Source organism: Ohtaekwangia kribbensis (assembly GCF_042676245.1).
GTDB lineage: Bacteria > Bacteroidota > Bacteroidia > Cytophagales > Cyclobacteriaceae > Ohtaekwangia > Ohtaekwangia kribbensis.
In genome coordinates, this window is record NZ_JBHTKA010000016.1 from 292,415 (window position 1) to 306,055 (window position 13,641).

The following is a 13,641-nucleotide window of genomic DNA, read 5'->3' on the forward strand; positions in this document are numbered from 1 at the left end:
TCCCTACAATTCATTGGTTTTCAATATCATGAGTGATACTGTATACCATTTCCTCTGCGGAGATTGAACTTCATTATTTAAAATAAGTCTTTCCTGAAAGTCAAACTCAACAGTTTTGCCTACTACAACGCGTGCCGCTGCATAAACTTGTTTAAATGCCGCAATAGATTAACGCTCCAACAATATTAGAGAACTATATATTGTCAGTCACCTCTAACGATGCTCTCACGCTTCATAAAGTTGTATTGTTCTGTATTTAATCTTGAGAGCTCTATACCGGTGATCTATGACTTCTTTCTTAAACACGAAGGAAGAGAAGAAGCTCTCATACGGATTTTACCAGTGTATGTGGCACTTTTATGCATTGCATTGCAGCGACCTTCTTTTTTTGGAAAGCCTTTGCAAAATGTAATCTGCGTGTAGTTTGCCCGTTGCCAGGCAGTTCAAGGGTGATTCTGATAAGGCGAATTTTCGTCGGAAACTACAACAGGGTTAACGCTTAAGGCTTTTGATACAACAACGCAACCGAAAAACCATTACTGTCATGACCAGGATTTCTATCATCACTGGGATGATCTCCGTTTGAAAAGTGAATATGCCAGATGGACAATTGAGCGGCAAGGCGTTTGTTGATTTTAATATCCGCTCCTATACCATATTTTGGACTTCCATTCAATCGTGTACCTTCCCTGTAGTCGCCAAAGAATCCCGAGGGCTTCGGAAAGTTTTCTGCAAACAGTATCAATCCTGCTCCGCTTTGAAAAAATAACTTGAAGCTTTCGTTATGTATAGGATAGAAGCGGACGAACGGTCTTATACCAGATCCCCACGTATTGTTGATTTCATCTTTTACGTGCACTGCAGAGATTTCTGCTCCGATCGACATATATTTTCGTACTTTATATAGTATACCTATATTATTCTGGTATACGGTAGTTTTACTGGCATAATATCCGTACGAAATTCCAAGGTCGTTATAAAATGAAATCCGATTGCGGATGGTGGAATCCTTTCGGGTAAAAATGAGGATTGCCGTTGCTGCTAAAGCGGGTATATATAGACCATTGCCGGTATGAAGGCTGACCGGACTGATGCCCAGCGGATTCTGATACCATTTGGTGAAGGGTGGATATTGGCCAATGGAAGGTTGCTGACCTAAACACGTGAGTACAGAGGCAGGCAAAAGCCAGGCAGACAGAACAATAACTTTTAATAGTATATATGGTTTTGACATAATAGTATATTTTATGTTACTCGTTTTGATGAAGTGACCAGGCCAACACTATTTCAGCAAAAAAGGAATTGGCTTCATACGAATAGGAGGGAGTTCGTTTCCTGCCATTTACATCAATCGTCAGAATGCTGAAGACTCCTGTTTCGGATGCATCATATAACTCGAACCTTTGTCTCAGCGAGGCGCCTGTTCTGATGGAGATCGTCCAGTGTTGTTTCACCTTGTAGTCGAATCCGATACCTGCGTTCCATTGTTTACGCTGCAAGTATTGCGCGTTGTTTTCCCGGGCTGACAATCTGAAAGTTGAATTGTCGGGTTTAAGAAAGAGTGATAGTGAGGCTTTCGGGTGAATGGTATAGTAAAGGCGCGGGTTTAGCGGAAACGGACCGTGGAGACTTAGCTGTCGGGAGATTTTCCAATTGAAGTCTATAAAAGGAGCAATGAGGTTTCCAAAGAATTGTTTGCTGTAAAGTAGTCCATAAGAGAATGACAGTTTTTCGCTGATTTGATTTTTATACCGTATGCCCGCAGCAAACCGGAAGTCATCGCTTGTAATGTCTTTGAAATCGGAATATATACCCACAGAGAGAACGGCCGTCAGGACATTGTTCGTTTTTAACTTCCTGCCAAAAAGTAATTGCATGGATGTGCCGTGCAATGCCTGCGCCATAGGTAGCGATTGTCCATCAGTAAGAAGACTTTCATACTTGATGCCGGTTGCCACGGTGTAGTTTTTGCGGAGTATAGTGGGTACTTTGATATTAGCTTCAAGTTCATGCAGTACGTCATTGCCTGACGTATGCTTCATCGGTGTGATACTATATTTAAGATGAAACAGATCAGCATCCTGTTGCGCCAGTACCGACTTGCATAGAACCGATGTAAAAAAGTATACTATAAATATGTTCTTCATTTTGCGAGAATAAAAGCAAGGCCGGCCAGTATCGATGCTCCCTGGTAATAATTGATTGAGCCTGCCGGTGGATCTATTTTGTTGCTTAAGGTATATGATGCAGAAAAGCGCAGCGATGTACCGGGTGAAAAACGATAGTCAACACCGGTACCAATGTGATACGTGAATATATTTTCAATTTTTCGGACTATATCCTTTTTTATGCCACCCTGCGAACTTCCTGACCCGGTGCCTCCTTCAACATGAATATAGGTATACCCGGCTGCTGCAGTAATGAAAGGACGCAGGCTTCCGAAGAGAAATGCATATCGTATACCGGCTGCGTAAGGAATAACGATACCTCCGTGGCCACTTCCACTTGCTTGTACTCCGCCGGGCCCGATTGTTATACTATGAATAGTTTTTTCCTTCGGAATAAGAATACAATGCACATCAGCATATGTGGATATTTTTTCGGTGAAATTATAGTCGATTGTAAAACCAAATATGAAATGGTGTTTCGCTATGTCAATAAATGTTTCGTCATCAAATTCGGTTCTGCTCCTCTCCGCTTGTTGCCACCGCCCAAGTGTAATGCCCAGGCTCACGTGTTGCTTGTATAGCTTGGGGTGTTTGTTAGCAGGCGGTGCTGTGCTTACCGGTATAGTGCTCGCTGCCTGAGGTGGATTGCGCTGTATGATTGAGTCCAGTGTATGTACCGACCCGGACGTAATATACTGGTTTCTCATTTGTTCTTTTCGGTAGTTCCATCGAGTAACAGCGCGCACAATGCCTGGGTATCTCTTTACAAACTCTTCAGCAACACAATGTGCTTCGCCCATGCCAATGATAAATACGCTGGAAGGATCTGTGTTGAAGGTATGCTGTGTTTGTAAAATAACTTGCCGTAAAAATTTCTGATCCTGATCTGCCCTTACCGAATCTCCGGAAGAGGAACAATACCATCGATGCAACAAGCCTATGGGTAAAAGTATAACGGCTGGCTGCCGCAGACGATGCCAGGGTAAATTATCAAGTGCGAGCGGACGTATATAGTTATCGTGTAGAATAATTATAAGTGGTAAATGATCGGTTTTATCTTTTGGAACATTTACCAGGTACGATCGCCTTATACTGTCTGATTGAAGTGTGAAAATGCGCTGTGCCGCTATATAACTGTTGTTTACTGCATAGAATATAGCGATGAGAACAATTATCTTCTTCACGTATTATGTTGGTTAATAATTTTACCATCCATCATTTCGATAATCCGATCGCTCTTGGCAGCGAAGTCATTGTCATGCGTTACAGTAATTATAGTTTTCCCGAATTCACGACTTAACTGCATAAACATGTCAAATACATTAGCCGCATTTTTGGAATCAAGGTTGCCGGTCGGTTCATCTCCCATAAGAATAGCCGGTTCGTTGATGAGTGCACGCGCTATGGCTACACGCTGCTGTTGTCCGCCGGAAATGCGTGATGCAGCTTTTAACGCTTGCTCACCTACATTCAGCATCCTGAGTTTTTCGTAGGCCTTATGCTCAATTTCTTCGAATGAATATTTGCCCAGGCGAAGAGCAGGTATCATAACATTCCTAAGACAGGAGAAATCGGGTAACAGGTAATGAAATTGAAATACAAACCCGAGGTGTTCGTTCCGAAAGAGCGCAAGCTCATTTTGGGTACGACCGGTTACAGGTGTATTGTTTAAAATCAGTTTGCCCTCGTAGTCGGTGTCCATCGTTGATAGTATATATAGTAATGTAGATTTTCCACAGCCCGACTTTCCGATGATGGATACAAATTCACCTTTGAATACTTCGAAGCTCACGCCTTTCAATGCCTGAAATTTTTCAGGCTCAAGGAAGAATTTATTAATGTGGTCGGCTCGTAATGCAATTTGTTTTTCCATTATCCTCGAATGATTTGTACAGGGTCTACCTTGGATGCTTTAACGGCAGGTATATAGCCGGCAAAAAAAGTGGTGATAACACCAAACACGAAGCCTTGTATATAATGTGGGATTTTGAACGCCATGGGTAAGTAGCTAACATTGCCCATGCCGATATATAGTTTGGATACAAGTAGCGCCAGCGTCCATCCAAGGGCAAGTCCCATAAAACTTCCTATTAAACCAATGAACATGGCCTGTCTTATAAAAATCGAAATGACATGTGTGCCTGCAAATCCCGTGGCCTTTAGAATGGCAATTTCTTTTATCTTTTCATAGATCGTCATGTTTAGAATATTATATATACCAAAGCCTGCAACGATAAGAATCGTAACAACAACCGAGTTCGCAATAACATCGCGGATTTTGCGGGCAGCAACAGATTGCTCGTTGGCACCCTGCCAGTCTTCTGCCTGGTAGCCGGTAAGTTGCTCGGCTTTACGTGCAAACTGCGGTGCCTGCGTATAGTCTTTTATGTTGATATATATTTCGGTAATGTAACTGCGGTCTTTCTTGAGCAGTTGTTCTGCAACGGGTACATTTACGTAGGTTTTTGTATTATCAATGGCCTTGATGGTGGTTTTAAAAATTCCAACAACGCGGAGGCGTTTAGCCATACCGTTGGAAGCTGTCAGCGTAATGTAGTTTCCTTTTGTTACGTTGAGATCGGAGGCCAGTCCTGCACCAATAATGATACCGTCCGGTGTGTTTTGCAGATCGTCTGTTTTTCCGGTCAGCAGCGTAGAGGTAATGTCGAACATTTTGTCTTGTTCCAGAATGTTTACGCCATACACGGTTCCGTTTCGATCTACGCCACTATAGGTATATATAACATTACTGCTCACTTGTGCCGATAGCGCCATTACTTCCCTGTCTGTTTTCAGGGAATGAATAAGTTTGAATGGATCTTTTATCCGGTTATCCGATGCAGTCAGTTTGGGATTTGAAATGATCTTTATCGTACCGTCTTGCAAGTATGTCTGTAACAGACTGGCATTGCTCATTTTATTGTCGCTGTATAAACGCACATGAGGTGTAGTGCTCAGCGTTACTTTTTCGAAGTAATCATTGGTGCCGGCGATCAGCGAATTCATGAAGATATACATGGATATACCAAACGTCACACCCAATGCCGCAACGCCCGTCTGCTTCTTGCGCGACAGTAAATAGGTTAATGCTATTTCTGTATTAATACCGGTACGCATATCAGTTCGCTTTGATAAGTTCGTCCTGCAGGGTCAATCCTTCTTTCACTTCAACCCAGTCCGTTGAGATGATCCCTGTTTTAATAGCGATAGTATCTGCATTCAGGTTTCTCCTGATAATTACTTTTTTATCGGCAGTAAGGTATGCCCGCGGGATTAACATGGCTTGGTCATCCTGTGCAACAATAATGTTTGCCTGAAGCAATGTGCCTGCGATAATGTTTGAAGGTCGTTTTTCGAAAGAAGCTTCAACTTTATAGGACTGTTTCTCTTCATCAAAATAGGGATATATAGTAGTAATAATACCTGTATATATCTGCTCCGGATGCGTATTGAGCTCAATCAGCACCTTATGGCCGGTGCGAACTTTGGTGATACCGGTTTCGTCTACCATCAGTACAATTCCTAGGGAATCGGGGTGGCCGAGGAGTGCAATTGCCTCGCCCTTGCGAATGAGTTCTCCGTCATTTTTTTCAATGCGGTATATCTTATGGTTTCCAGGAGATTTTAATATGAAATAGTTATTTCCGGCAACTGAAGTTTTATATTGGCTTTGGCTATGGATCAGATCCTGTTGCAGGGTAAGCTTTGCAGAGGCTATATTTTCTGTAATGGATTGTACGGTATTTTTATCATTTTCATAGGCAAGTAGCGCGCCTTCAAACTCTACTGCGGAAACGGTATTCGTTTCATACAAGCGCTTCATACGCCAATACTGCACCGAGTCATTTTGTAGTTTCTGTTGGGCATTTGCCAATTCGGCCCGCAGACTCATGAGCGTTGGCGAGTTGTCTGACGCGTTTTGTGAAGCCAATCGTAAATTTTCAGCGGCCGCGGCCTGCTCGATGGAACTTGTTGTATTGTCTAGGGTAAATAAAATTTGGCCTGCCTGCACATTATCATTTTCCTTGATCCAGGTATCCTGCAGAAATCCATCACTGAAAGCTGCCAGCGTAAATTGGTCAGCGGCTTCAACATGACCTGATGCAAAAACAGCATCCGTGATAGGGGCAATGACCGGTGAAGTTGTCTCTGTTTTGTTTCTGCACCCGGTTATGATAATTGATAATAGTGATATATATAGTGCTGTTTGTTTCATAGAATCAGAAAGTCTTTTGGCGAACTTGTATAGTATAGTACTGAATGAAATACCGGGATACCGCCTGCAGGTATTCATGCTGATAGGTTATAAAATCCTGGTATACGCGCAGTCGTTCATCAACCGAGATGAGCCCTTCATGAAGCTTCCGGTCCGCGTGCGAATCATTTTGACGATACAGATCGAGTATTTTACGAGCTTCCCGGTACGCGCTATAGGTACGCTCGTATGCGAGGATAAGATTGTCATCATTAATTTGAGCGCTACGCAAACTGCTCTCGTATACCTTTTGCTGAGTATCAAGTTCAATTCTTGTTCGCGCAGTTTGATAGGCACGTGTACCTCCTGAAAGTATAGGTATCGTTAGCCGGAGACCCCAGTATTGTTGCGGAAGATTACTGGTGTTTTCAAAATTGAAGAAGTTGTCGCCTGCAAGTTGTTTGCCTGCTGAATATACTGCCGATAAAGTTGGTATATAGGAAGCTTTCGCAGACTGCCAGTTTATTTTTGCGACAAGCATGTTTGAATATGCCAGCCTTACTTCATTATCTGTGGGGAAGTCTTGAGACAGCTGACCCAATGCCGGTGCTGATACCAGCGTGTCAACTTCAAGCGTCACAGAATCCTTCACAGACAAATTCAGCAGAATTTTTAAGTTGTTAAGTGCTAGATGCTTGTTTTGAATCGCATCATGAAGATTCATTTCCGTTTTGCCAAGATTGATCCGTGCCGTATTTAGACTCACTTCGTTTACCAGCCCTTCGGTATATTTTCCAGATATAGTCTCGTATGTTCCTATCGCAATGCTGAGACTCTCTTTTGCCAAAACAGATGCTTCGTTCATTAATAAATAATTGTAATAGGCATTGGCCAACTGGTTATATAGTTCATGCCTGGTTTTTATTACGTTCAGCGTGGCGGTCTCATAATATTGCCTGGCAGCTTTGATGGAAAACCAGCTCTGGGTATTGATCAGGTCAATCTGGGCTGTAATACCTGCATTATATATATAACGCTTCCCAAACTCTTCTTCCCGATATGTACCGGGTTCGCCCCCGAACAATTCTGCCGGAACCAGGGTCGGCTGTAGCTGGATGTTATCCGTGAATGATCCGTTTATGCCAAGCGAGGGAAGCAATGCTCCATAAGCCTGATCAATACCCTTGCCGGCTATAGCCTGATTACTATAGGCAGTATACATTTGTGCAGAATGAGATTCAGCGTAGTTCCAGATTTCTTCCAGCGAATGAAATGTATACTGTGCCTGAACCTGCTGCATGATGAACACGGCTATCGTTAAAAACAAAATACGCATGGCTTTATTGGATACGTGACCAGTATACCGAGCGGGACATAAAACCTTTCGATGCGGTGATTTTTATTTTTTGCTCGTTTTCAAAGTATATAGTGCAAGGCATTTCTCCTTTGGGAGTACTTGCCAATCCGTTGAATTTTTTTCCGTCCCACTTCAGATTTTTGAAGATAAGGTCGCCCGTTTTTACTTTGCTGTCGTCTGCGGCAGTTTCTGTTAATTTTGCCATATACAGATTACCTTCTTTGTAAAATTTGGCCTGCCGTGTACCCTGTGTGTTAGTCCATATACCTTCGATTCTTTCCGGTGTTTGTGCTAACCCCACGATTGCCGAACATGCTAACAACATGCACACTAGAAGTATAGCAGCGACTGTACTTTCTGATTTTATTTTCATTGTTATTTATTTTTATGCAAGTGTACGGCGGTTCCGTACTATGAGACTTTGAAATAAATATTGAAGGGACAAATTGCCCGTTGAAATGGACACGTGTGGAAACGAGTGTTTCGGCCGGTGTGCAGTCTTTAAACAACGAGAATGCGAATGGCAATAAGGGCAGTTGCGTTTATAGTCTGGATTATGTACGGCAGATGTATGATGTTATTTATCCCATGCCTGTAACCGATAAACAGATATTACAATTGCGTAATATCAACTACACCAATATAGGTATGACAGGTTAAGAACAATCACTATTATAACAAACGTGATAGCAGTAATAAGCCCGAAACAATTGCTGCCATTTGAATGATCAGATTTCATGATGATTGGTTTGAAAGTAACCCGTCTACATGTATAGCACTTGCGTATGTATGTTGACGATATACAGACTATCGGTCTGATTGGGGCATGAGTTAGCGATTGGTGAGAAGTGACGGCAGTGAAAAAATGGTGAAAGAGACAAATTGCCGAGTGAATCGCCCTGAATCCTTGTTGGGCATTTAAATGAAAACGTATATACTATACGCTATCGGTTTGCGATCGTTGTGATTGTCTCCAGGTGTTTTTTCTTTTACCGGATTGATCAACTATTCTCCAGCCAGTTTAGAAGGGCAGTGGATTTTATTTTACTAACCAGGATATTTTCAGGTGTTTTTATAGATAGCCGGATAATCAGTTTGCGAGAAAAATATCGTTCAATGTCTTTTATACTATCGCGATGAACTATAAACTGGCGATTGGCCCGAAAGAAAATCTGCGGATTAAGTTTTGCTTCAAGATCATCCAGCGTTTCCTGGATAAAGTATTGCTGATCATTAAAAAGCGAAACCGTTACTACGCCGTTGTTATAATAAAGAAAAGCTATATCGTCTGTTTTTACGGGGGTAATTTTATCTCTGAAATTTACCAGTAATGTGTTGCGGTACGCGCTAGGCATATTGCCCAATAATTGCTCAATGCGTTTGGTATATTCGTCTTTGGTACGATCAAAAGACTGTCTTAGCTCATCATATTTTTTCAGGGCTTCGTCAAGCTTGTCGGGAGTGACAGGTTTCAGCAGGTAATATATACCATTCGTTTCGAAAGCACTCAGCATATACTCATCGAATGCCGTGCAGAAAATAACAGGAGTATGAACCGTTACTTTTTTAAAAATGTCGAAACTGAGTCCGTCTGAGAGTTGAATGTCAGAAAATATAACATCAGGCGCCTCATGATACTGTAACCACGCCACCGAGTCTTCGATGGATTCCAATGTACCGAGTATGGAAATATCAGACCGAAGAGTCTGTATCATATTCCGAAGTTCCTTGGATACTTTCGGTTCGTCTTCAATAATCAGTGCCCGCATCATGTCAGGATTGGGAGTTTAACGCTAAAGTAATTCTCTCCTTGTTCAATTTCAATGGATGTATTGGCGAGCAGGAGGTAGCGATCGCGTATATTAGGCAAACCGTGCCCGGATGCTGATCCGTGAGACTGCCTGGGTTGATAATTATTACGAACAACCAGGAATTTATTTATACTCAGTATCTCGATAAAAAGAGGCTTGATCGATGAGGCTATGTTATGTTTTACTGCATTCTCAACCAGCATCTGCACCGCCAGCGGAGGAAGTTTGGATTGCCTGGCATTTTGGTCAACCTCAATTCTTATTTTCAGAGCATCTTCAAAACGTTCGCTTAAGATATATAGGTATGACTCAACAAAGGCCAGTTCTTCCGCAACAGTAACAAAATTACTTTGCCGCACCTGGAGCAGGTAACGGTATACATTTGATAGTTCTGCTATATACTCCTTTACTTTGGTTTCATGCGCAATGCTGCTCAACGTACTAAGCGAATTGAACAGGAAGTGCGGGCTGATCTGCTGCTTGAGTGAATCAAGCCGCGCCTGGAGATTTTCTTTTTTTAATTTTTCATTTTCAATAACCGATTGCTGAGTTGCTGTAAGTACGTAAAGGTAATAGGCTACAAAGAACAGAAACCCGCTCACCAATGTGCCACGAAAGAGTAACATGCTTAATTTAGGATCAGTCTCTAAGGGATCGGGTATAACCGGTATATGAAGGTATGCAGCAATATATTTATTGTATAAAATGGAAATGGTGATGCAGATCAGGATACTGAATGCGTTTTTAATCCAGTGTATGCTTAGCGGGCGAACAAGGAACCGGGTTTGAATAAAATAGTGATGGCAGCACCAGCATATAAACGAGTAGCTAAATGTATATGCAATGTTCCCGGCAATGTTTTCGTAGTTTATTACTTCAAAACGGATAAGCCTGGGAATGGAAGCAAGGATAGCTATAAAAAGAGAAAGAGCTAGCCCTACCTTAATATTGTACTTTCTCATGGTAAAATAAACACAAAGGTATAGTAAGAAGCGTATTTTCTTCAAGATACAATTTGAACTGGACAATCCGGTTAACGAGATGGACCAAGGTATTATTGAAGGTTTTGGGAGGTCTGACAAAAACATAGGTCGCATAAAGTGTTTCCGGCAACGTACAAATCATTGGCATAGTAATTTTAACAAACCATTCGAACCGAAAAGAGTAACAGTGTGTCAAACGGTAAATATTCGACATGCAACGAAAATTCAACCTGAAGTCTTTCAACTTATACGAGTATCTGAAACACCAGAATGCCGATAGCTTTAACATCCCATTTTTCCTGGCAGACCGGCATACCTATAAAAATGCACACGTCAATTTTCCGTTCAGAACATTTGCCTACGGACTTGGTGTTACCTATACAGGCAAAGGCGATACTTTTAAAATTGGCAGCACAGATTATACATTGAAAGCGCGATGCCTGACTACAGTCGGTCCGGGTATGGTTTGTCAGTGGGCTGGTAATTATACCGCAGAGCATGATACCATTTATTTTACAGAAGAATTACTGGAAGGTATACAGGCAAATTCGTTTTTACATTCGCTCCCGTTCTTCTTTCACGGTGGAGATCATGTAATTTGTCTGACAGACGAACAGACGAAAAAAATGAAATCAGTGTTCGGGCTGCTGAAGGTATTAAAAGATAATAAAGAGACAGTACCCGGAATCGTTCATGCGCTCCTGATGTTAGCAAACTCTTTCCACTCCATTCAAAACGACACACCTAAGAACGCCAATGTTTCCAGGAGAGAAAAGATTACCCATGAGTTTAGAAGATTGGTGGCGCAACATTTTTCCAAGAACAAGGAAGTCGCTTACTATGCCGACCATTTGAACATTACACCTAAGTATTTAAGCGAAGTGCTTCAGGTAGAGTTGGGTAAATCTGCGAAGAATTTCATCGATGAATTTGTAATGATGGAAGCCAAAAGTCTGCTGAAGCAAACCACCATGTCAGTACAGGAAATATGTTACTGGATTGGCTATGAAGATGCTTCTCATTTTGCCAAGTCATTTAAAAAGCTCACAAAATATACTCCCTCCGAATACCGCAAAGGGTAGAGCATACAACCTTGTCCGAGTAAAACAGTGACGGAGTAAAAACCGAAATTTATACCATTTCTTCCGACATGTCGTCTAACGGAGTGCCTATCCGAAAGAATAGCTTTGTTTACCCAAAACAAAACGATCCCACTATGATCAAACTACATGCCCTCATCTTTACACTGCTCGTGTTGAACATCACGAGTGTCTATTCTCAAACTAAAAAAACACCACAAATGAAAAACGTAACAGAATTCAAAGTACAAGTCTCCCAACAAGTATTGAATGATTTGAAGAGCCGTTTGCAAAACACCCGTTGGCCCGGTGAAGCAGAAGGCTCCGGCTGGAATTTTGGTACAAGCGAAACCTACCTGCGCGGCCTGGTTCGTTACTGGCTTACCGAATATGATTGGCGCAAGCAGGAGGTATCATTGAATAAATATCCACAATATATAGCCAACGTGAACGGAGTAAAGATTCACTTTCAGTATATAAAAGGAAAAGGTAAAAATGCGAAGCCTCTTATATTGACACATGGCTGGCCTGATAGTTACTATCGCTTTCACAAAATTATTCCGCTGTTAACGGAAGGCGATCAAAGCTTTGATCTGATAATTCCTTCCATACCGGGTTTCGGCTTTTCAGACAAAGTTGCCATGAGCAGTGAAGCTGTTGCCGACTTATGGAAAGTATTGATGACTGAAAATCTGGGCTATGAAAAATTCTATGCTGCCGGTGGCGATATAGGTATGGGAGTTACCAAAGCATTGGCATCTAAATATCCTGCTATAGTAGCCGGTGTACATTTTACAGATATCGGTTACCCGATGGGACAGGAAGATCCATCGACTATGACCGAAGCAGAAAAACAGTTTGCCCAGTTTGTACAACAGTGGTGGTATGCCGAAGGTGCGTATGCCATGGTACATGCCACCAAACCTCAATCCATAGCCTATGGTTTGAATGATTCACCCACTGCACTTGCAGGATGGATTCTAAGCTTTGTCAATGCCGGTGCTACACCCGAACTAATCGAAAAAGCATTTGGTGGCAAGGACGAATTGCTAACCAACATCATGATCTATTGGGTAACTGAAACTGTTGCAACTTCTGTCAGAATGTATAAAGCAGATGCTATTGCGCAATGGGGAGGTTCACAGCCCCTGCAAAAAAGTAATGTACCGGCCGGTATATCGGTGTATCCGAGAGAAGCGCAGTTTCCAAAAGAGTGGGCAGACCGTTTTGTGAATGTAACAAGCTTCCGGAAATTGAATGAAGGTGGACATTTCGCAGCTCTCGAGGTTCCGAATACATTTGCTGACGAGCTTAAGAATTTCTTTTATAGTATTAAGTGATTCAGCAACACAGATGCAGGTAAATGTACCTGTCTCAAAAAATAAAGGACCGGAGATTAGTCTTCGGTCTTTTTTATTTATCGGTATGCAGGCGTTAGCAATTGGAGCTTGCTGCTTGATTTAACATTCGCCAATGTGAAAAGACCGTCTGTTAATATATACTGAAATGGTATGAATGATGAGCGAGGACAGAATTTTCGGTCCCGATTGTCTAATTCATTGCTATATATCCATGGCGCGATTTTTAGTGTATATTCTGCTACGCCACTAGTAAAAGATTACAATCGCTTTGGAATATAATCTGTATCCTTAACCTGATTTTTAATGAACACGAATAGAGTGTATGAATTATGGTACTGTTGATTATCTCGTAAAACCAATTTCCATTGCCGAGAACGATGTCATGACAAAACGCCTCTTGGGGTTTTTATAGCGATCTTTGGGCAATAAAACGCGGCTAATAAACGTATCGTTCAAATCTGATATATAGTATATGTTGTAACCTGTTGTGTCAATGCTATATATATTAACTGTTGTGTCATTAATATATCTGGTAATATAATACAACTACCGGAGTATATATGTGAAATGTAGACTCACGAACCATCTTAGCTTTAATTATACGTTTTGTTGATGGTTAACCCGGATATATGTTCTAACCTTTATTACTAAGTGTATAGCATTATACTATATAATATGCCTATGAAT

At 41.7% G+C, this 13,641-nt stretch carries 13 protein-coding genes; 3 read left to right on the forward strand and 10 right to left on the reverse strand.

The window, feature by feature from the left end:
* Positions 1-499: 499 nt before the first annotated feature.
* Genes ACFQ21_RS29745 through ACFQ21_RS29780 form a run of 8 tightly spaced genes read right to left on the reverse strand, consistent with a single transcriptional unit; the run spans position 500 to position 8,093 of the window.
* On the reverse strand, positions 500-1,234 hold the full coding sequence (locus ACFQ21_RS29745) for an acyloxyacyl hydrolase (protein ID WP_377586354.1): 735 nt from the start codon (positions 1,232-1,234) through the stop codon (positions 500-502).
* Positions 1,235-1,250: 16 nt separating this feature from the next.
* Positions 1,251-2,147: a DUF6268 family outer membrane beta-barrel protein gene (locus tag ACFQ21_RS29750; RefSeq protein WP_377586356.1), complete on the reverse strand. Its 897-nt coding sequence runs from the start codon at positions 2,145-2,147 to the stop codon at positions 1,251-1,253.
* Complete coding sequence (locus tag ACFQ21_RS29755; RefSeq protein WP_377586358.1) at positions 2,144-3,352, reverse strand: hypothetical protein; 1,209 nt, start codon at positions 3,350-3,352, stop codon at positions 2,144-2,146. The genes ACFQ21_RS29750 and ACFQ21_RS29755 overlap by 4 nt, the downstream gene beginning before the upstream one ends.
* Entirely contained in the window at positions 3,349-4,041 is a 693-nt protein-coding gene (locus ACFQ21_RS29760; RefSeq protein ID WP_377586360.1) for an ABC transporter ATP-binding protein, read from the reverse strand. Before ACFQ21_RS29760 ends, ACFQ21_RS29755 begins: the two co-directional genes overlap by 4 nt.
* Positions 4,041-5,285 carry an ABC transporter permease gene (locus tag ACFQ21_RS29765; protein ID WP_377586362.1) on the reverse strand — a complete coding sequence of 415 codons (1,245 nt, stop codon included), beginning with the start codon at positions 5,283-5,285 and terminating at the stop codon, positions 4,041-4,043. The genes ACFQ21_RS29760 and ACFQ21_RS29765 overlap by 1 nt, the downstream gene beginning before the upstream one ends.
* Position 5,286: 1 nt before the next feature.
* Complete coding sequence (locus ACFQ21_RS29770) at positions 5,287-6,384, reverse strand: efflux RND transporter periplasmic adaptor subunit (protein ID WP_377586364.1); 1,098 nt, start codon at positions 6,382-6,384, stop codon at positions 5,287-5,289.
* A gap of 4 nt (positions 6,385-6,388) precedes the next feature.
* Entirely contained in the window at positions 6,389-7,699 is a 1,311-nt protein-coding gene (locus tag ACFQ21_RS29775; protein WP_377586366.1) for a TolC family protein, read from the reverse strand.
* A gap of 4 nt (positions 7,700-7,703) precedes the next feature.
* Positions 7,704-8,093, reverse strand: a complete 390-nt coding sequence (locus tag ACFQ21_RS29780) for a hypothetical protein (RefSeq protein WP_377586368.1) — start codon at positions 8,091-8,093, stop codon at positions 7,704-7,706.
* Between the two features lie 95 nt (positions 8,094-8,188).
* Here ACFQ21_RS29780 and ACFQ21_RS29785 point away from each other — a divergent pair, with 95 nt between their 5' ends.
* Complete coding sequence (locus ACFQ21_RS29785) at positions 8,189-8,380, forward strand: hypothetical protein (RefSeq protein ID WP_377586370.1); 192 nt, start codon at positions 8,189-8,191, stop codon at positions 8,378-8,380.
* A gap of 341 nt (positions 8,381-8,721) precedes the next feature.
* On the opposite strand, the gene ACFQ21_RS29790 is transcribed toward ACFQ21_RS29785, so the two are convergent.
* Positions 8,722-9,492, reverse strand: a complete 771-nt coding sequence (locus ACFQ21_RS29790) for a LytR/AlgR family response regulator transcription factor (protein ID WP_377586372.1) — start codon at positions 9,490-9,492, stop codon at positions 8,722-8,724.
* Positions 9,489-10,493 (reverse strand): sensor histidine kinase, encoded by a 1,005-nt coding sequence (locus ACFQ21_RS29795; RefSeq protein WP_377586374.1) that lies wholly within the window; start codon positions 10,491-10,493, stop codon positions 9,489-9,491. The genes ACFQ21_RS29790 and ACFQ21_RS29795 overlap by 4 nt, the downstream gene beginning before the upstream one ends.
* A 233-nt stretch (positions 10,494-10,726) precedes the next feature.
* Between ACFQ21_RS29795 and ACFQ21_RS29800 the strand changes: the two genes are divergently transcribed.
* Together ACFQ21_RS29800 and ACFQ21_RS29805 are read left to right on the forward strand one after the other, a co-directional pair.
* Positions 10,727-11,596, forward strand: coding sequence for a helix-turn-helix domain-containing protein (locus ACFQ21_RS29800; protein ID WP_377586376.1), 870 nt, complete (start codon positions 10,727-10,729; stop codon positions 11,594-11,596).
* Between the two features lie 134 nt (positions 11,597-11,730).
* Positions 11,731-12,933: an epoxide hydrolase family protein gene (locus tag ACFQ21_RS29805; protein ID WP_377586378.1), complete on the forward strand. Its 1,203-nt coding sequence runs from the start codon at positions 11,731-11,733 to the stop codon at positions 12,931-12,933.
* Positions 12,934-13,641: the final 708 nt, after the last annotated feature.

What these genes read in the sequence shown, in the direction of transcription:
- ACFQ21_RS29745 (WP_377586354.1), bottom strand. Translation starts at nt 1,234, where the DNA reads ATGTCAAAACCATATATACTATTAAAAGTTATTGTTCTGTCTGCCTGG.
- ACFQ21_RS29750 (WP_377586356.1), bottom strand. Translation starts at nt 2,147, where the DNA reads ATGAAGAACATATTTATAGTATACTTTTTTACATCGGTTCTATGCAAG.
- ACFQ21_RS29760 (WP_377586360.1), bottom strand. Translation starts at nt 4,041, where the DNA reads ATGGAAAAACAAATTGCATTACGAGCCGACCACATTAATAAATTCTTC.
- ACFQ21_RS29765 (WP_377586362.1), bottom strand. Translation starts at nt 5,285, where the DNA reads ATGCGTACCGGTATTAATACAGAAATAGCATTAACCTATTTACTGTCG.
- ACFQ21_RS29770 (WP_377586364.1), bottom strand. Translation starts at nt 6,384, where the DNA reads ATGAAACAAACAGCACTATATATATCACTATTATCAATTATCATAACC.
- ACFQ21_RS29775 (WP_377586366.1), bottom strand. Translation starts at nt 7,699, where the DNA reads ATGCGTATTTTGTTTTTAACGATAGCCGTGTTCATCATGCAGCAGGTT.
- ACFQ21_RS29780 (WP_377586368.1), bottom strand. Translation starts at nt 8,093, where the DNA reads ATGAAAATAAAATCAGAAAGTACAGTCGCTGCTATACTTCTAGTGTGC.
- ACFQ21_RS29790 (WP_377586372.1), bottom strand. Translation starts at nt 9,492, where the DNA reads ATGATGCGGGCACTGATTATTGAAGACGAACCGAAAGTATCCAAGGAA.
- ACFQ21_RS29795 (WP_377586374.1), bottom strand. Translation starts at nt 10,493, where the DNA reads ATGAGAAAGTACAATATTAAGGTAGGGCTAGCTCTTTCTCTTTTTATA.
- ACFQ21_RS29800 (WP_377586376.1), top strand. Translation starts at nt 10,727, where the DNA reads ATGCAACGAAAATTCAACCTGAAGTCTTTCAACTTATACGAGTATCTG.
- ACFQ21_RS29805 (WP_377586378.1), top strand. Translation starts at nt 11,731, where the DNA reads ATGATCAAACTACATGCCCTCATCTTTACACTGCTCGTGTTGAACATC.